The organism is Brachybacterium sp. ACRRE (assembly GCF_022346485.1).
GTDB classification, from domain to species: domain Bacteria; phylum Actinomycetota; class Actinomycetes; order Actinomycetales; family Dermabacteraceae; genus Brachybacterium; species Brachybacterium halotolerans.
Window position 1 is genome coordinate 16,248 of the sequence record NZ_JAKRMO010000026.1, and the last position, 17,513, is coordinate 33,760.

General features: G+C 68.5%; 13 protein-coding genes. 4 read left to right on the forward strand and 9 right to left on the reverse strand.

The features are described 5' to 3' along the window. The first annotated feature begins 132 nt into the window (after window positions 1–132). From ssb to MHY49_RS09295, 3 genes are all read left to right on the forward strand, one after another. Window positions 133–615: a single-stranded DNA-binding protein gene (gene ssb, locus MHY49_RS09285; protein WP_239203718.1), complete on the forward strand. Its 483-nt coding sequence runs from the start codon at window positions 133–135 to the stop codon at window positions 613–615. A gap of 81 nt (window positions 616–696) precedes the next feature. Then, window positions 697–1,236, forward strand: coding sequence for a thrombospondin type 3 repeat-containing protein (locus tag MHY49_RS09290; protein ID WP_239203719.1), 540 nt, complete (start codon window positions 697–699; stop codon window positions 1,234–1,236). Continuing rightward, window positions 1,233–1,685 (forward strand): HNH endonuclease, encoded by a 453-nt coding sequence (locus MHY49_RS09295; RefSeq protein ID WP_239203720.1) that lies wholly within the window; start codon window positions 1,233–1,235, stop codon window positions 1,683–1,685. Before MHY49_RS09290 ends, MHY49_RS09295 begins: the two co-directional genes overlap by 4 nt. A gap of 609 nt (window positions 1,686–2,294) precedes the next feature. On the opposite strand, the gene MHY49_RS09300 is transcribed toward MHY49_RS09295, so the two are convergent. The 5 genes from MHY49_RS09300 to MHY49_RS09320 are packed head-to-tail and all read right to left on the reverse strand — an operon-like array spanning window position 2,295 to window position 10,055. After that, window positions 2,295–3,275: a hypothetical protein gene (locus tag MHY49_RS09300; RefSeq protein WP_239203721.1), complete on the reverse strand. Its 981-nt coding sequence runs from the start codon at window positions 3,273–3,275 to the stop codon at window positions 2,295–2,297. Window positions 3,276–3,280: 5 nt separating this feature from the next. Beyond that, on the reverse strand, window positions 3,281–5,191 hold the full coding sequence (locus MHY49_RS09305) for a phage tail tip lysozyme (RefSeq protein ID WP_239203722.1): 1,911 nt from the start codon (window positions 5,189–5,191) through the stop codon (window positions 3,281–3,283). A 50-nt stretch (window positions 5,192–5,241) separates the two neighbouring features. Next, window positions 5,242–9,354 carry an FtsK/SpoIIIE domain-containing protein gene (locus MHY49_RS09310; RefSeq protein ID WP_239203723.1) on the reverse strand — a complete coding sequence of 1,371 codons (4,113 nt, stop codon included), beginning with the start codon at window positions 9,352–9,354 and terminating at the stop codon, window positions 5,242–5,244. Window positions 9,355–9,363: 9 nt separating this feature from the next. Continuing rightward, window positions 9,364–9,918, reverse strand: a complete 555-nt coding sequence (locus MHY49_RS09315) for a nuclease-related domain-containing protein (protein WP_239203724.1) — start codon at window positions 9,916–9,918, stop codon at window positions 9,364–9,366. After that, window positions 9,915–10,055: a hypothetical protein gene (locus MHY49_RS09320; RefSeq protein ID WP_239203725.1), complete on the reverse strand. Its 141-nt coding sequence runs from the start codon at window positions 10,053–10,055 to the stop codon at window positions 9,915–9,917. Before MHY49_RS09320 ends, MHY49_RS09315 begins: the two co-directional genes overlap by 4 nt. Before the next feature lie 116 nt (window positions 10,056–10,171). Between MHY49_RS09320 and MHY49_RS09325 the strand changes: the two genes are divergently transcribed. Further along, the gene (locus tag MHY49_RS09325) at window positions 10,172–11,278 is read left to right on the forward strand and encodes a hypothetical protein (RefSeq protein ID WP_239203726.1); all 1,107 of its coding nucleotides are present in this window, start codon (window positions 10,172–10,174) and stop codon (window positions 11,276–11,278) included. Between the two features lie 43 nt (window positions 11,279–11,321). Here MHY49_RS09325 and MHY49_RS09330 read toward each other — a convergent pair whose 3' ends face one another. The 4 genes from MHY49_RS09330 to MHY49_RS09345 form a co-directional block, all read right to left on the reverse strand. Then, window positions 11,322–12,098 carry a DapH/DapD/GlmU-related protein gene (locus tag MHY49_RS09330; RefSeq protein ID WP_239203727.1) on the reverse strand — a complete coding sequence of 259 codons (777 nt, stop codon included), beginning with the start codon at window positions 12,096–12,098 and terminating at the stop codon, window positions 11,322–11,324. 69 nt (window positions 12,099–12,167) lie between these two features. Then, entirely contained in the window at window positions 12,168–12,593 is a 426-nt protein-coding gene (locus MHY49_RS09335) for a hypothetical protein (RefSeq protein ID WP_239203728.1), read from the reverse strand. A gap of 23 nt (window positions 12,594–12,616) precedes the next feature. Further along, complete coding sequence (locus tag MHY49_RS09340) at window positions 12,617–13,915, reverse strand: hypothetical protein (protein WP_239203729.1); 1,299 nt, start codon at window positions 13,913–13,915, stop codon at window positions 12,617–12,619. A 94-nt stretch (window positions 13,916–14,009) separates the two neighbouring features. Further along, window positions 14,010–16,553, reverse strand: a complete 2,544-nt coding sequence (locus tag MHY49_RS09345) for a hypothetical protein (RefSeq protein ID WP_239203730.1) — start codon at window positions 16,551–16,553, stop codon at window positions 14,010–14,012. Between the last annotated feature and the right edge of the window lie 960 nt (window positions 16,554–17,513).

The window sequence follows — 17,513 nt, forward strand, 5'->3', positions numbered from 1 at the left end:
CCGGCGTGAGCGTCCCGTGGGACCCAGCCCCCGCCCACTACAAGGGCACACGGGGAGTTCCCGTGACGGCCCCCGGGCCGACGCCATGTGACAGAGCACGAGCGATGTCACGACCACGAAAGAGGAGTTCACATGGCTATCGACGGCAACGCACACGTCATCGTCGGGCAGCTCACGGCCGACCCCGAGCTGCGCTACACCCAGTCGGGCGTCGCGGTCGCCTCCGGCACCATCGCCCACAACGACCGCGTCTACAACAAGGACGCCGGCGAGTGGCAGGACGGGGACCCGCTGTTCATCCGCTACTCGTACTGGCGCGAGTCCGGCGAGAACTTCTCGGAGTCCCACAGCAAGGGCGACCGCGTGATCGCCGTCGGGAAGTTCAAGCAGAACAACTTCACCGACAAGGACGGCAACGAGCGCACCAGCATCGAGCTCGTCATCGAGGAGGCCGGCCCGTCCAACCGGTACGCCACGACCACCGCCACGCGCGTCAAGGGCAACGGCAACAAGGCCTCCGGCTCCAAGCAGAAGGCCAAGGCGAAGGCCGGCGCGTCCTCGAAGGCGTCGTCCAGCGACTCCCAGTCCGACGGCGACGACGACTTCGACTTCTGAGCCGGACCACCTCCCAGAGGCCGCCGACCCACCCACCCAGGGTGCGTCGGCGGCCTTCACGGCACCAGAGAGGCCACACCCGTGCAGTTCCGACAGAACCGGCGACCGATCCGCATCCAGCGCTCATGGCCAGGCACCATCATGTGGTTCCTGTCCTCGCGGCTGGCCATCGCCATCCTCGCCGTCCTCGGAGCCCTGATCATCGCGGGCATCCTCGCGTTCACGCGCCCCTGGCAGGCCTTCACCGACGATGACGACGTCGTCCTCGTGCCCGTCCCCGTGCCAGTCGCCGTCCCGGCCAACAGCGAAGATCAGACCCCACTCGACACCGACGGCGACGGTCTCCCGGACCTCCGGGAGAAGGCCGAAGGCACCGACCCGAAGAAGGCCGACACCGACGGGGACGGGGTGAACGACTCCAACGAACTCCACGACGGCACGAACCCGCGGAAGAAGGACACCGACGGGGACGGTCTCGAGGACGGCGACGAGCAGGAGCGCGGCACCGACCCGTTGAAGAAGGACACCGACGGCGACAAGACCGACGACGGCGACGAGGTGAAGAAGAAGACCGACCCCCTCAAGGCGGAGAAGAAGAAGGACGAGAAGGAGAAGAAGTGAGCGAGCTGCTGCGCGCCGCCGCCACCGCCTGGAACCTCCTGCACGACCATCCGTGGCTGCTCGCCGTTGCCGGAGCGATCCTGCTCATCGTCTTCGTGCTGCGGTCACCTGCCGGAGGGGCCTGCAGCAGCCGCGATCCCCGTCGCACATTCACCGCGGCCGAACGCGCGCACGCGTTCCAGCGCGCCGGAATGCGCTGCGAGCACAAGTCCATGTTCTGGGTGCGATGCACGAACACCGCCACTCAAGGCGACCACGTCTTCCCCTGGTCCCAGGGCGGCCGGACAGCGATGAGCAACCAGCAGGCCCTGTGCGCCTTCCACAACAACCGCAAGTCCGGGGCCGTGCCGACCCGGATGTACATCCTGCGCCTGCAGCGCCGGCGACGCCGCTACTTCCCATCCGGAGAACAGGCCCGCATCGAATGGCGGCCCGGCGCCGCCCTCTGACGCCCGCAGTCGACCAGGCCGGAGCGAACTGCAGGACGCGCGCACCCGAGGCACGCCAGGATCCCTTCGCTGCGACGAGCACGAGGTACAGCACCGCCGCATAGGAAGACGTCTCCGGGGTCGTCGTCGACAGGGGAGAGACGCCCCTCAGGGAGAGGGTCACAGATCGCTCGCACACCGATTCCCCGTCCGGGCGATACCCGAACCCGACGACCGTCGCCCCCTTGGACAGCTCCAGCGGAGACCCGGCCTCGAAGGACGACTGCACGACCTCGTCCAGGCCCGGTGCATCGATCGCGATGTCCGCGTCCTGCGTGATCGCCTCGCTCGCGCGCAGGTGACCGATGACCCCTTCCAGGGTGGTGCCGTCTCGCACGATCAGCTGCTCGCCCACGAACGCAGCGACTCCGTCCGCTCCCTGAGGTGCTCGCGTCCCATGCGCCGACAATCCCCGAGGCGACTCCAGGTTCACTGCCGCGGCGGTCGCGGGGGCTGAGGCCACCGGCTTCTCGTCGGGTCGGGCGCACGCGCTCACGAGGCCGATGCTCGCCACCGTCGCCGCCGTGGCCAGGAGGCCGCGGCGCGAGGGCGGTCGCGCGGGGAGCAGGCTCACTCGTCGCCCCCGTCGTTCTTGGGGATCTTCATCTCCTCGATCGACTTGACCTGGTACTTCCCGTCCTTGTCGCGCACGATCGTGGCCGTGTACGCGGCCGCGGACGTGTTGCCCTGGTCGTACGGGTCGATCCACCGGCCGGTGTAGCCGATGGTGATGGGGCCGCCGTCCTCCGTGGTGTACACCTGCGAGAGGATCTCGGGCTTGTAGCCGTACCTGCCGCTGGGGGAGGCCTCCGGCTTCACCTTCGTGGGCGTGAGGATCCAGTCGGCGAGGCGCTCCTTGCGGTCCTTCGCGCTCTCGCCGTCCTTGTAGGCCAGGACCTGGGCGAGCGCGCCCTTGCGGACGTTCGTGGCGAGATCGATGCGCTGCTGGCTGGAGATCGGGGAGATGAGGTCTGCCGCCGGGCCAGGGGAGTCCTCGTCGCCGAGCATCTTCGGCGACCAGTCGAAGGACTGGACGCGGTACTCGGTGTCGTTGTCCGCGTCGCCCTCCTCAGCGTCCACGGGCCGCGCCACGGTGATCGAATAGGCCGGCACCTCGTCCCCCTGGTAGGTGCCGTAGACCGTGTACGCGTAGGTCTCGTAGACGTCATCGGTGCCGTGGTCGTCCTGCTCCACGCGCGGGTTCGAGATCTTCTTCGCCAGCGACGAGTCGGTCCCCTCCAGGGACGCCTGGAACGTCGCATCGGAGATCGCCTTCACGTTCCCCGGGTAGGAGTCCGCGAACGCGGTGGCGACCTGCTCCGGGTCCGTGAAATCCCCCGTGACCTTCGCAGTCTGCTCCTCGGCGTCGTCCTGGTCCGAGGATCCGCCATCGCTGGGATCAGCCCCGCCCTGGTCCGACGGCATCACGGCGACCCCCGTCGGCTTCGGGTCCTCGTCCCGGCCGCCGCGGGCGGCAGCGAACCAGATCACGCCGCCGAGAAGGGCTGCGACGGCGACGATGATGATCACCAGTCGGATCCTGGGGGTCATGGGGGTCATCCTTTGTAGATGTCGATGTTGCGGTCACGGTTACTGCCGGAGGGGATCGCCTCGATGTGCCAGAACTCCTGATCGTGAATGTACAGGCCGTGCTTCAGGCCGATCTTCCGCAGCTCCTTCCAGCGCTCGAGCTCCTCGCCCCCACCGGGGTACGAGCAGGCGCCCTCCTTCGTCTTGGTCGACCCGCAGTTGTTGCGCGAGTACGAGGCGGAGAACCCATCGATGTCGGCCGCCATCCCGAACTCGTGATTCGAGTAGCCAGGACGTGCCGCCCCACCAGGCGAGCTCGCGTACAGCGACTGCTGCTTCTCGTGGGAGCGGAAGGTCGACGTGAACCCAGGGTCGAGCCCGGCCTTCTTCGCCTCGTTGTAGAAGGCGACGAAGTTGCTGGCGACCATGGCGTTGAACTGGACGGGACCGCCGTTGGCTGTCGTCGCCCCATCGAGGTTGCACAGCCGGATCTCCTTGCCGGTGCCCTCGAAGTAGGCGGTGACGACGCCGCCTTCGCTGGTGCCCTCGGGGCACTTGAGGTCCTTGGAGGACTGCGTGAGCGCAGCGACGTTCACGCATCCCTTCTTCCCGTCCGGGCAAGGCTTCACGGATCCGGCCTCCGTGGTCCCCGCGGTGCTCGTGCTCGCGCAGGACGCGGTGCTGGTCGCGCCGCTGGGCCCCAGGTCGGGTGTCGTGGAGGTGGCCGCGGTCAGCTGGTGCGACTCCCCGGACGAGGACGCCTCATCATCGCTGGAGGAGGCTGCCGGTGCGGCCGCGTCACCTCCCGGGTCAGGCGCATCGGCCTCGTCATCGCTGGAGTCGGTGCCCCCGGCGTCCGGGACCTTCGAGCCCTTGAACTGGTCGTAGATCTTCTGGGCGTTGGCGATGCGCTCGTCGATCGCGGAGACGCCGGCACGCTCGTACTTGGACTCGAACGCGCGCGTGGCATCCTCGACGCTGTCGGAGTTCGCCAGGGCGTCACCTGCAGCCTTCTCCGGTCCCTCCATCTCGCTGATGATGTAGCGCATCTGGAACAGGACCATCGTGTCGACGTCCTCGTCGCTCAGAGAACTCGGCAGCTGGTCGATCGTCGGCGCCCCCACGTAGAACTTCTTGCCGAGCTCCTTGATGACGGCGTCCCGCACGGCCGCGTGGCGATCCGCGGTCCACTGCACGAGAGCCCACCCGGAGCTCACCGTCGGCGTCCCGCTGCCGCCTTGGGACACGAAGGGGTTGAACTTCGACTCCCGCTCGATGTTGCCCATCACCCCGGCGGTCTGCTCTTCGGTGTACCCGGCGCCGCGCAGGTAGTTCCAGACCTTCTCGCGGATGTCATCACCGACGACGGCCCCCGGGTCACCGACAGCGCTCGAGCTCGAACCGGGCTGGCATGCTCCGGACAGGGTGGTGGCCTGGCTGCTCGCGGGAGCGAGGGCGGCGAGCACGGCCCCTGCGACGGCCGAGAGGTAGAACGCCTCGAGAGCGAGGATAAGGGCGAGGGAGAACGCGAGAGCTCCGATGAGCCAGCGGAACGCCTTCGTCTGGAAGATGCTGGTCACCGCGGACCCGGCGAGGCCGGCCACGGGTGCGCCCACTCCGGTCGACGCCAGGGCGGCGGTCGTGGCGGCTCCGGCCCCGGACGCGGCGACGTCCTGGGCGCCGCCGACGATGTCGCCGTTGCGAGCCTTCTGCGCGCCGCGCACGGCGCTGACCGCGACATCGGATCCGGTGGCCTTCTTGACGCCGAACTCGGCGCCCTTCTGGGCGAGCTGCTTCCCGGTCTCGGCGATCTGCGAGGACGAGCCACCATCTTGGCCGGACCCGAGGTCTCCGGCACCGGGGCCCTCGAGATCGTCCTGCTCGGGCGTGCTCGAATCCCCGGTGATGTCACCGGGCTGCGCCTGCTCGTTCGCCATGCGAGACCTCCTCGCTCACCCCAGTGGGCGGGAGGCAGACATATTTGCGTTCACAGTCCTCCGCGCACGATGGGAGGGGGCGCGAACCCGATGTCTCCCCACTCCTCCTCGTTGTCGTCGGCCGCCGTCTCGGCGCGGGGATCCTCCGGTGTGGCGGACGGGGAGTCCTCTACCGGGACGGTCTCCTCGCGCACGCTCACCCCGGCCTCGAACGCGGCATCCTCGACCAGCTCCCGGTACGTCGCGCCCACCTCCGATTCCTCATCCAGGCCGGGCACGTCGATGACCACCTCCGAGGCTTCGTTCGCCTCGAGGGCCCGCTGCAGCTCCTCGACGATGGCGAAGGTGCTGCCACCGGCGAGGTCGGAGAGCCTGAGCGACGGCCGGTCATCGAGCTCGAGATCCGGTTCGGGGGCCGGCTCGGGTTCCTCGACGCCGTCGTCCCGGGGATTCTCCGGTGCGTCGGTCTCGCCCGGGGTGCGGGGAGCGCCCTGGTCGCCGTCCTCCCCGTCCAGGAGCGCGCTCAGGTCGAAGTCGATGTCCAGGTCGAGGTCGACCTCTTCCACGGCGGTCTCGGGCTCGTGCTCCTCCACGACGTCGACGAAGTCCTTCAGGGGGAGCACCGCGAAGCGCGGGTCCGACGGGTCCAGGCGCCGGTCGTCTCCCGGGGTGGCGACCTCGGCCTCGACCAGGTGCTGCTGGAGCGTCTCGTTCTCCTCGTACCAGACCTGCATCAGGATCGGGTGCGGGGCCGTCATCGGCTCGAACAGGCCGCGCCCCACGCGGGGCTCCGCGATCGCATCGGCCTCCAGCGGGTTGCGGAACGCGCTCATCTTGTCGCCCGTGGTCATGTTGCCCAGGCCCATGCGCGCCAGGTTGACCTTCAGGTCCGAGCCGCCGGGCATGGTGTCCAGCGTCTTCGCGTTCAGCTTCTGCGTGCCGAGGATCAGGTGGATCCCCACCGACCGGGCCTCTCGCCCCAGCTTGCCGACGATGTTGCCCACGATCGCGCGCGCGCTGTTCTCCGCCTCGGCCTCCAGGCGGGCGTGGTCTGCCGCAGGGTCGTCGGACTTCGACGGTACGGCAGACTTCCCGATCAGCGACGTGAACTCGTCGATCACCACCACGATGTGCCGAGGGCGCACGTCGGCCGGCAGCTTGTCAATCTTCACGACCCCGTGCTCGCCGTTCAGCGCCTTGCGTCGCTCGAGCTCCCCGTAGAGCGCCTTCATCGTCGACGCTGCCTGGTAGACGTCCGCCGCGAACGGGGCGATCGCCCAGTCCTTGGCGAACAGGAAGTCGTAGCCGCCCTTGGTGGGGTCGATGACGACCGGGTCGAATCCGCGCGTGATCAGTCCGTACAGGAGCGTGCTGATCCCCGCGGACTTGCCCGACCCCGTGCCGCCCAGGACCAGCAGGTGCGGGTTCTCCTCGGTCGCGAAGATCATCGGCTCGCCCAGGGCGTTGACCGCGAATGCGACATCGTCCTCGGGCAGCGCATCGAAGGGGATGCCGACGCGCTCGGGCAGAGGATCGTGCTCGGCCATGAACAGGCGGACCCCGGAGGCACCCCGGCGGCGCACATCCAGGAACTCCACGTTCAGGTTCGAGCGCAGCTTCTCCCGGTTGCCGCGCACCTTCGCGAAGTCGACGCCAGCAGGCAGGTCGAAGTCCAGCACCTCCACGTGCTCGTTCGAGGCGAGCGTGGCGACCTTCGTCAGGGAGGGGACGAGCCCCGACAGGTTCGCGACCGAGGAGTCCACGAACGCCTGGTCGAAGTCGACGCTGCGCACCTCGACCTCGGCGCCGCGGCGCAGCTTCGCCCCCGACCCGGGGTCTCCCATGTAGACGGTGACCTCCCCGTCGCCTGCGTCCTTGATGCGCATCCACGGGCATGCCAGCTGCGACCGGATCGCGTCGGCCTTCTTGCGGACGTCGACCAGCGTCGTCCCGCCGTGCAGGCGCAGCGTGACCTTCCACGCGTGCTTGGAGCTCGACGGCTGCGTCAACGGGTCAGCGGAGACGATCTCCGGCTTGGGGAGCTTCACGTTCGAGGCCCGGAACGCCGTGTTCACCAGATGCGACAGCACCCAGGCGGGAGCGCTCGTGGCCACGGGCGCCGGCGCATCGGTCGGGGTGACGTCCTGTGGGGTCGTGGGCACCGGCTGAGTGGACCAGCGCACCACGAACAGGTGCGGGTGCCTGGACCCCTGCCCCTCCTTGTCGCCGGGCCAGCCCACGATGGAGACCATCTGGGCGCCGGTGATCGACGTGCGCATCCCCTTCTCGAAGTCCTTGCCGCGGGGGTCGATGTAGGTCTCCCCGGCATCCAGCCCGGTCTTCGTGGCGAACAGCTGCTCGTGCAGGATCAGGGGCTCCCGCGAGAACCGCTGCGGCAGCTCAGCATCCCGGGTGATCTCGAACCGCGTCGTGGGCGGCATGAACCCCTGCGGCAGGGTCTGCTCCCACCGCTGCTCCCACTCGATCTCCGCCTGCACGTTGCGCACCTGCTCGGGGGTCAGCCCCGAAGCGTCCGTGTACTGGGCGTCCTGCGCCAGCGGGTCGCCGATCAGGACGAACCCCTCGCGCCGCTCGACGACAGCGTCGACCTCGACGTTCTCGTCGTCGATGACGGTCGAGCAGTGCTGGCCGATGCTCTGATGCTCGGCCTGGATGCTCTGCCACGGCGGCGAGGGGATCTTCGGCATCACCCAGCTGGTCTTCCAGATCGCCAAGGGCGAATCGTCGGGGGTGACCGGGGTCGGGCGGGGAACGCCGCGCACCCAGCGCCACACCTTGCCCAGGGGGCCGTCCTGTGGGGCGCCCACGGGCTCGGTGAGCGTGCGCTCCAGCTTCTCGCGCTCCTCGTCCTGGCCCTCGTCCAGCTTCTCGATCTGCCTGCGCACCCGGGCGTCCCGCTTCTCGGTCGCCTCGGCGACCCGCGGGTCCACCCGGTCGGGGAGGTCCGAGACCTGCGTGGCATCGGTCAGCACCATGCGGTTGATGCCGATCTCGTCGAGCGCCCGCGACATCGCGGACTCCAGGGCGAGGTCACGGGAGAGGTCATCGAGGTCGGGGTCCAGCAAGTTCGGGAAGGACCCCTCCGGCCACTGGACGACCCGCGAGCGCAGCTGGTGCGCGGTGCCGGGGACCGGCCTCCCGGAGGCGTCGAGATTCGGGCTCGACAGGACGTCCAGGCGCGTCGACGGGTCGCCATAGGCGGCGGAAATCAGATCCGCACGATCCTGCATCCCCACGGCCCCGATCTTCGGGGGAGCATCCATCACGTCGACGATCGCGCCGCAAGGGGCATGCGTCCGCTCCACCAGACGGGGCGATCCCTCCTTGGCGTTGAAGGCCTCCTCGAACCGCGGCGCCCACTCGGTGCGGGCCTCCTCGAGCATCCGCCACCGGGTGAGGCAGACGGACGACAAGGGGCGACCGATCACGGCGGCTCCGGCGAGGATCCCCCCGCCGAGCATCCCGAGAGTGTGCCACAGCGGGGCTTCCTGCCCGGTAGCTGTCAGGGCGATGCCCGTCAGCCAGGCGCCTGCGGCGATCGCCAGGGGGGCGACCAGCAGGTACGGCCGGGACAGGGAGGACCACAGGGATGCCACGGACTTGCGCCCGAGGGTGACGGCCGGCTTGTCCTTGATGCGTCGGGAGCGTGCCAGCAGGGACACGATCACGTGATGGGTGAGGAAGCCGGAGGTGGCCGGCACCCACCAGGGCATCGGCACCGTCGGCGCATCCCACGGGAGGAACGCGAACACCTTCTCGAGCGCGAGCGTGGGGACGGCGCCGGACAGGGGGAGCGCGGCGACGATCAGTCCGAACGCCGCGGACGTGAGGAACGACAGGCGCACGGGAATGCCCGGCCACAGCGACTCCCGTCCCCACAGGTTGCCCATCAGCAGCGACGTGCGCGTGTCCAGCCACGAGCGATGGCGGCGCACCAGGAGCTCCTCGCGCTCGTTCGCCGGCGTCTCGCTGGGGCCGGTCAGCGTCGGAGCGGGATGCACCCAGGCCACGACGAGCACTCCGAGGAAGAGGACCCATCCGGTGGGCAGCTCGAGCAGCGCCAGCGCGATCGTGAGCACGGCGGTGGCGGCCAGCAGGATGCCGGTGAGGTTCACGGCGGGCTTGACGTACTTCTGAGGCATGGAACCTTCTCAGCTGGAGCGCAGCAGCGGGTACAGGGCGGCGGTGATGTCGGGGTCGGTCGGGGCGTCGGGGACGAGCGCGCGCACTCGATGCGGCAGCGCGGATGCGCGGGTCACGTTGGCGCCGGGGATGTGCAGGAAGCGGACGTTCACGCTTCCCGAATCGCGCGAGCACTCGACGGAGACGAGCGGCCGGCGGACCAGGGCGCGCGGAATGTGCGCGGCGATGCGCTGCTGGAGCATGGGCATCGTGCGCCGGTCTGCGTGCTCGACCTTCGTCAGCCAGCGGTAGGACACGTCGTCGAGCGTCCAGTACAGGCCGGGCTTCCAGCGCTTGGAGTCGATGATCAGGGCGACGTTGCCGCCGGTGACGATGTGGTCGATGTTCGCCCGGATCCCCTTGGCGGGCACATCCAGGTCATGCCAGACGTCCCGCTGCGACTCGACGGCCATCAGGTTCAGGACGTGCCCGGTGTGCTCCTCGCCCTGGCGTCCCGCCTCTGCGGCCTCGGTGCCGAGATCCTCGACGGAACCTCCGGCGGTGCCGTACACGATGCCGCTCACAGGATCACCCCGAGCAGCAGGGAACCGAGGAAGACCACCAGGATGACGAACAGACCGATCTTCACCCGGCTCTTCGCGAGGAAGTCTGCGAGGTCGTTCGAGTCCTTCTCGAATCGGGGGCCGCGTCCGAGTTCCATTGTCTCCACCTTCGGTAGCGAGTCGTGTCGCTACGGTCAGTGGGCGGGGGAACCGTTAGCTGGGACAGAGGAACGTCTTGTGGTGGCCACGATCATGGCACTGGCATGATCTGCAGATGGCTGACTATCGAGAACCCGTCCGACCCGCGACCGAAGTAATCGACGCTCTGAGCGCCGAGATCGAAGCGGACCTCGATGTGGAGGCCGGCGGAATCGGTTGGTGGAACGGACACGTCGGGTGGCAGGTATCCGCACAGCTCGGTGAGTACCTGATCGCGTCCTGCTCCGGTGTCGCCACGTCTTTGCGTCACGCGTCGCTCGCGGTCGAGGAGCACCGCAAGACCGAGTACTCGCTCAACTATGACCGTTCGACGCGAGCTCAGGCGTTGGTCGGGCGAGTCACCGGTAGCGAGGAGAAGATCGCGGCGTTCACCGCCGCTTCCCCAGCAGAGGAGCGACGCGAGGAACTTCAGGTCATCTGGGTGGAGCAGGTCCTCGTGAGTCTCGCGCAGGCTCTCGATCGTCTCGCAGCCGTAGTCCTCATCGTGTCTGGGGTTCGGGTGAACGTGGTTGCTACCGATTGGGCCGAGCTGACCAAGATGGCGAAGAAGGAGCCGAACAGCGGGCCGTCGCAGGACTTGCGGCAGGGCGCCTTCGAGGATGCCGGAACTACGGGGCGCGACCGCCAAGGAGCCATCCTCAGGATCGCCGTGGCGTGGAGGGAGCATGGTCCCGACGATTGGCTCCCGTGGCTGATGAAGTCACGAAACGCTGCAGTGCACCGAGCCCCACGCATGATGATTCATGCGATGACCACCCACAAGAGGCGGCCATCGGGGCTAATCTCCCCCCTCTACGCGCAGCCAGACTGGGTAGATACGGAGGCGATTGTCAGAGGGTCACGAGGCGGTTTCGCATCGATGTTCCTGGAGCCGTCGCCGCAGGCGGTGTTCGAAGGCCTGCTTGCATCGGTCACGTCCCTTGCCACTGCGGTGGCCGATGAAGCACGAGCCCTATGGATCGAACGCCGCAGCGACCCTGGACTGATCGTCCAGAACGGAGTCACGTGGCGCCCACTGGACAAGGCGTCGGTGCACCAGTTTTCTGGTTACGGCGAGGCGGCTCCGATCGTCTTGGAGGACATCGCCTTGCCCCCATCGACGGAGCGGCGAATGCGTGCCGCCAAGCTGATGGACGACCAAATCGGCGAGTGGGAATCTTGAATTTCGGACAGCTGAGGGCAATCTCGCTGAGCCGCTCGATTCGCTAGGACGTTGCGCGGCCGAACTTCCCTCGCAGCCAGCCTCCCTGGGATCCGAAAGCGAGCTCCTCGTGAGACGCAGTGCGCCCCTCGAATGTCTCGTCGTCGCGGCGGACTTCGCCCGGCGCCACGTCGGAGGTGATGTGCCCCCAGACCAGGGCCCCATCGCCGATCTTCACGCCGTCGTCAATGCGTGCTCGAGCGCCGATCACGACGCCGTCGCCAGCCTGGACGTCCTTGCCGACCTGTGCGCCGTCGACGACGCAGCTGCGGGCACCGAAGCGGCTGCGTTCACCGACGCTGGCGCTGGCTCCGATCACGGAGTCCTCGCCGATCGACGCGTCCTCGCGCACGAAGCTGCGCCAGTCGACGTCGCTGCGATCGCCGATCCGCGCGCCGGCACCGATGACGGAGTGCTTGCCGACCGTGGCACCGTCTCCCAGTCGGGCATCCACTGCGACCACCCCGTGGTTGAAGACCCTCGCGTTCTGTCCGAGCGATGCTCCGCTCTCGATGCACGTGCTGGGCGAGATAAGGGTGCCGGCACCGATGTCGGCGCCACGGTCGACCTGAGGGGTGCTGTTCCTCAGGGGGGAGGTCTTCACCCTGATGCCGCGGTCCGTGAGCGATGCGATCTCATCGGCCGAGTAGTAGTCCTTGTCCGGGAACGGATGCCCACCGGCGCTCCCGGTGACGGCCACGTCTGCGTCGCTGCGGGTGATGGTGCCGAACTGGCCGCCGTTGCCCTGCTCGCCGGTGTCCTTCTTGCGCTTGATCGTCATGTCCCGTCCTTCGCCGTTGTGTTCCTGTCACTGGGTGAAGTGGGCGGGGCGGCCCGATCGGATGCCGGGTCAGGGTTCGAACCCCCATGCCGGCGTGGAGCGTTCGTTGGCTTCGCGAAGGGAGAGCTTGAGCGTGAAGGCATCGACTTTGCGTGCTTCAAGGTCCACAAAGACGGCATCTGACGTCTCAAGCTCGTCCGATGAGAGGTAGTACACGGTATAGCGAGCTTCCTCGTCCTCCTCTACCTGATCAGCCGTTAGCTCTATTGCGAGACAGCAACGGAAAACGGCGCGGGACTTCATCTGCATGTCGTAGTCGGGGGTGAAGAGTTCCAATTCGATACACGGGGAGGGGCTGTCGTCGTGCACCCTTGCCTTCGACTGGGCCTGCTCCCACAGCAAGGCGATCTCCAAGGCGACCGCCTCCGCGCACTCCTCGATGGATACCAGAGGGGAGCTGCCGAACGCGATCGCCCGCGGCGGGGAGTCATCCATGCTGCACATCATGCATGTAGCCCTCACTCGGTGTGGTCAAGACCAACAAGGTGTCGCCACTTCCTGCCTGCGACGCCCTGGGTGAACCCCGGTCCGGTCATGCGGTCCGGGACCAGAGGGCCCGCGAGCGCGTCGACGCCCTCGGCGCCTGCGAAGCGGACCATGTACTGAGCCGTCCGCGGCACCTCCCCCGTGCGCAGCCAGTGCGGGGTGCCCGCGAGCATCCGCGCGTTCAGCGCGATCGTCCGCCCCGCGCCCGCCGACCCGTCCGGGAACGGCATCTCGTCCTCATCCAGCAGCCGCACCTGGTGCCATCCCTCCTGCCCCTCGGCGTCACGCTGCAGGAACGACGCCGACAGCTCGAGGAAGTCATCCGCCGCCTCCCGCAGCCCCGGGAACCACGACTGCCACGACACCATGCCCAGCCGGGCCGCCGTCCGATTCCTCGCCGTCCCCGGGAAGTCCCGCACCGCCTCACGGATCGCCGCCTGGATCTCCGAGCGCGTCGTGTTCTTCGCCGCCGCGCTCGTCGCCTGCGACGGCGTGGACACATCCACCACGAGCACCACCAGGGGCAGCTCATAGGACGGGTGGCGCTGCAGCACCTGCGCCCACTTCGCGACCTTCCGGCGGAACGCCTCACCGACCGACGCCGTCGTCTCCACCGCGATCACAAGACCGTCATGGCGCACGATCCCCGCGTCCGCCTTCCGCCCCAGATCCTCCTGCGGCGCGCTCTGGCCCGCGGCCGCCAGCATCTGCGCCAGAGACACCTGCTTCTCGCCGAGGACGGTGGCGACATCGCAGAACTCCGCGACCCGAAGAGCCAGCTCCGTCGTCAGCACGTTGTGCCGGTCGAACCGGTGCTCGCTGTCCCAGCCCTGCCCTCCCGTGACCGCGACATGCTCGGCGAACGTGAGGGACTTGCGGTACGCGGTGTACGCGTCGACCTGATCGCCGATCGTCCACATGCTCATGCGCTCGCGCGCCGGCGCCAGACGATTCGTCCCCGCCGACACGTACCCGTGCGCCAGCAGGCCCGCGCTGAACGGAGCCGACAGCGACGCCGGGTACGTGGTGCCCATGACCTTCGAGCCCGTGATGCACGCCAGCTGCTCGCGCGTGACCGTCCGCCACGACGAGACTGCCCCCAGTGCGCCGAGGATCGAAGGGCGGTGACGGTTGGACCGCAAGGACTTCATCGCCTCGCCCTGCGCCGTCACGTAGCTGGAGGGGATGCCCGACCACCGCTTCTGGTCGGGGCTCGCGCGGCGATGCTGCGATGCGCTCACCCAGCCGTCGGACGTGCCGGTGGCGAACATGCCCTCCCAGTACGGGTCCGCGCGCTCGGCGGCACGGAACGGGCGCTCATCGATCCGCCCGGGAAGCTCCCCGAGGTTCCACGTCGTCACGAGCTCACTCCTCCAGGCCGGGCGGGTAGACGACGGACCGGAATCCCTCGCGGTCTTCCTCGAACGGGTGCACCCTCGCGGTGAACACGGTCTGCCTCTGCTGCTGCACGGCGGTGCGCACCATGACCATGAAGCGGGGCAGATCCATGACCTCCTTGGTGTGCACGACCTCGAACCCCTCGGTGGCGCCGCCCGTGAAGTCGCGGACGATCTCGGCGGCCACCTCCGCGTTCTCCTGCGCGTACGAGATCACCGTCGACAAGGAGAACATCGTGCGGCGAACATCGTCAGGAAGCAGCTCAGGCTCCTGCGTCGCGAAGATCGGGATGACCCCGAAGTTGCGGCCCTGCATGCGCGACCACTTGATGACGTCCGGAGAGTTCTGGGCGACGCGCGCGAGCTCATCGGAGATCATCGCGACGTACTTGCCCTCGTCCTCCCATCCCGCACACACCGACTCGATGGACTCCTTCAGCGAGTACAGGAGCATGCCGCTCAAGGCGTCGCCCACCGCCTGCGGCAGCCGCAGGTTGTCGGCGCTCGCACCCGTCGCCGTCGACGTCGACCCGGAGTTGATGACGACGCGGAGGTAGCGGCGCAGGATCTCCTCGAAGGAGACGACGCGGCCGTCGGTGCGCCACCAGTGCGGTGCCAGCATGAGCACCTCGACCTTCGAGGACGGGGCCTTCTGCAGGGCGGCCCGTGCCGTCGCCTTCACCGACGCCCCATACAGTTCGGTCAGGCCACCGGCCGCGATCTCCAGGCTCTCGACATCGCCGTCGATGGTCCCCTTCCTCACGTCGGCCAGGCGCCGGCGGATCGTCTCGGCCAGGTGCGCACCGAAGTCGTCCCCGTAGCCGCCCAGCAGCGAATGGGCGATCGACACCGTGGTGGCGACCGGTGTCGGCGACGGTGCGTCCGGGCTCGTCTCGATCGCCTCGGTGAGCACATCCACCGGTGCGCCGAGCGCCGCGGTGAACACGCCGCGCAGCGTCTTCGCCGAGGCCGCACCGATCGAGTCCCCGCCCCAGTGGTAGATCATCTTCTCCACGAACTTCGCGGCACAGTCCTTGACGTCGCTGCCGTCGGCGAACATGTCGATCCGGGCGCCCTCGGGATCAGCCAGATCGAACACGTGGACCTTCTTCTTGCCCAGTGCGCGCGCCCACCGCTGATACTCGGCGGCGTCCTTCCCCGACTTCGACTCGAACGCGACGACCGCACCCTCGGACCCGAGCATCGAACGCAACTGCTCCGGTGCCTCCGCCTCATCACGGGGCAGTGGCTGCTGGTCGGCCAACAGGAACGCGAACAGTGCGCGCAGCAGATACGACTTCCCCGATCCGGGCTTGCCGAACACGGCGATCCCCGCCCACAGGTCGCGGGCACTCAGGCGCACCATGCGGGAGGCGGAGTCCAGTCCGATGACCGGCCCGATGCGTCGCAGCAGCGCCGGGGGAGCCCCGCGGTCCCCGGTCTCCGACGTCCCCGACGATGAGCCCGCGGCGGGTGCGAGCGCACCCACGGGAAGCAGTGCGCCGAGCTTGAACGAACCCCGGTTCAGCGGGTAGTCGCCCGGCCCCTTCGATGTGCGCTTCGAACCGCCGCCCTGGAAGTCGTCCGCCGACTCGGCGCGCCCCTGATCGTTGCCCTGCGTCGGCGGCCGAGTGCGCAGCGCCCACCGGCGCCGGGGGAGTGGGAAGTCACCGCGACGGAAACGCCTCTCGTAGCGCACACCCCAGGCGACATACCCCGCAAGCACGAGCAGAGGAACGAGCGTCGCGAGCATGAGCACCAGCGACACCGACCCCACGACCGCGGCCGGAACCACCGCCGCCACAGCCGACGTCGCGGCCCGCGCAGCGACGCCCGCCGCGAGCACCAGCACGGCGATCCCCGCGAGCGCCGCCACCACCCACCGTCGCGGGAAACGCACGGCGCGCGTCTCCAAGTCGAAGCCGTGCATGTCACCGGCGACCTGCCGCATCAGCGACTCCGTGCCTTCACGGGACGACGCCGCCGTGGCCACGTGCGCGATGACCCCATTGGGCTCGAGCGAATGATGGGTGCCGCCGACGATGCGGCCCTTGATCCACCGATCCCACATCCTGTTCTCGTTCAGCAGCCGAGACCGGCGCGGGGCGCGCATCGTGATCGCCACCCACGACCCCACCGACATGTCCGCCAGCGACGCCGCCATCGAGAACGGATCCTTCCCCGACTGTGTCGTCGACGAGCGCGTCCCACCGGGCCGGTAGAACATGTGCCCGACCTCCCCGGCCGCATCCAACCGCGGCAGCCCATCGACGTAGGCCAGCTTCCCGGTTACCGCCTTCGCCGCAGACAAGGCAGCCTTGTTCATCTCCTCCGTGTCCGGAGTGACGAGGTAGTTCTCCAGCCCGTCGTCCGTCATCACCGCGAGGAACGTGACAGGCGTGCGCGGGCTCAGCGCCGACGCGAACGCGCGCATCCGCGTGGCGACCATCTCCGGGTTGTTCTGACCGCCCGACGCGCGCGTCACTCGGCGGACCACGATGTTGCGACTCATACCCTCCCCATATGCGAAGGAGCCCCCTCTCGGGACCCTCCAAAACCGCCCCGGCGCTCTCACCAGCGCAGACACCTTCCGGACGCGGCCTGACCTCGATAATCCGCCCGACAGCCACGCCGAGCGTCCCCGCCCTGAACGCGCTGTGTCCACGATGCGGCTTCGCCGCGGAAATCGTGGTGCGTCCAGTCGTATGACCTCGTCCTCGTATCGACCCCTGTGCTTGATGGCTTCGCCGCTTCGGTGGTCGATCCTGCGTTCCCTCGTGAGGTCATCCGATCCGGCGGGGACGCTCGTGCGGAGCACTCGCCAGTACGCTTCGCGTACCGCTGCGCGGACGTCACGCTCCCGCTGCGCGGGATCGTTCCGCCGCTACGCGTGGCGTCCCGCAGGGCGGAACGCATGCGCTGCGCGCAACGGCAACGCCGAGACGACGCATCGATGGACGATCCGTCGCCACGAACCCGGCCCCGCAGGGGCTTATCGCACTCCATGAAGTGGGCGGGAAGAACCTCTCACGGGACGTTCACGCATCGACGACGCCGCGACCAGCCGCAACGCGTCCCCACCAGTGCATGCACCCCGCCGGGAACACCACGAACAGTGGCATTAGCGTCACGAGGATCCCCCGTACGCATCAGCCCACCGACACGAACCAGCACACACGAGCACAAGTCGGATTTGCGCTGCGCGCAGCGCCCCGAATCCACCATGCTCACGTACCGAGAAGGACGCACCGACACCGCGAAGGTTGCGTCACGACCCCACACCAGCACCACGTCACGCACACCGCACCGAACACGCCACGCTCTCCGCAACGAACCACGAGGGGCGAAGCCCCCAGGGAGCGAACCGACCGATCCGGACAGGGAGCACCGAGGAGGACGAGCGCCAGCGAGGACGACGACGGGGCGAGTCGGCCGGTGAGGGAGAGTGAGCGACCTCTTGTTATCGCTCTCG

What these genes read in the sequence shown, in the direction of transcription:
- ssb (WP_239203718.1), top strand. Translation starts at nt 133, where the DNA reads ATGGCTATCGACGGCAACGCACACGTCATCGTCGGGCAGCTCACGGCC.
- MHY49_RS09300 (WP_239203721.1), bottom strand. Translation starts at nt 3,275, where the DNA reads ATGACCCCCAGGATCCGACTGGTGATCATCATCGTCGCCGTCGCAGCC.
- MHY49_RS09305 (WP_239203722.1), bottom strand. Translation starts at nt 5,191, where the DNA reads ATGGCGAACGAGCAGGCGCAGCCCGGTGACATCACCGGGGATTCGAGC.
- MHY49_RS09310 (WP_239203723.1), bottom strand. Translation starts at nt 9,354, where the DNA reads ATGCCTCAGAAGTACGTCAAGCCCGCCGTGAACCTCACCGGCATCCTG.
- MHY49_RS09320 (WP_239203725.1), bottom strand. Translation starts at nt 10,055, where the DNA reads ATGGAACTCGGACGCGGCCCCCGATTCGAGAAGGACTCGAACGACCTC.
- MHY49_RS09325 (WP_239203726.1), top strand. Translation starts at nt 10,172, where the DNA reads ATGGCTGACTATCGAGAACCCGTCCGACCCGCGACCGAAGTAATCGAC.
- MHY49_RS09330 (WP_239203727.1), bottom strand. Translation starts at nt 12,098, where the DNA reads ATGACGATCAAGCGCAAGAAGGACACCGGCGAGCAGGGCAACGGCGGC.
- MHY49_RS09335 (WP_239203728.1), bottom strand. Translation starts at nt 12,593, where the DNA reads ATGGATGACTCCCCGCCGCGGGCGATCGCGTTCGGCAGCTCCCCTCTG.
- MHY49_RS09340 (WP_239203729.1), bottom strand. Translation starts at nt 13,915, where the DNA reads ATGTTCGCCACCGGCACGTCCGACGGCTGGGTGAGCGCATCGCAGCAT.
- MHY49_RS09345 (WP_239203730.1), bottom strand. Translation starts at nt 16,553, where the DNA reads ATGAGTCGCAACATCGTGGTCCGCCGAGTGACGCGCGCGTCGGGCGGT.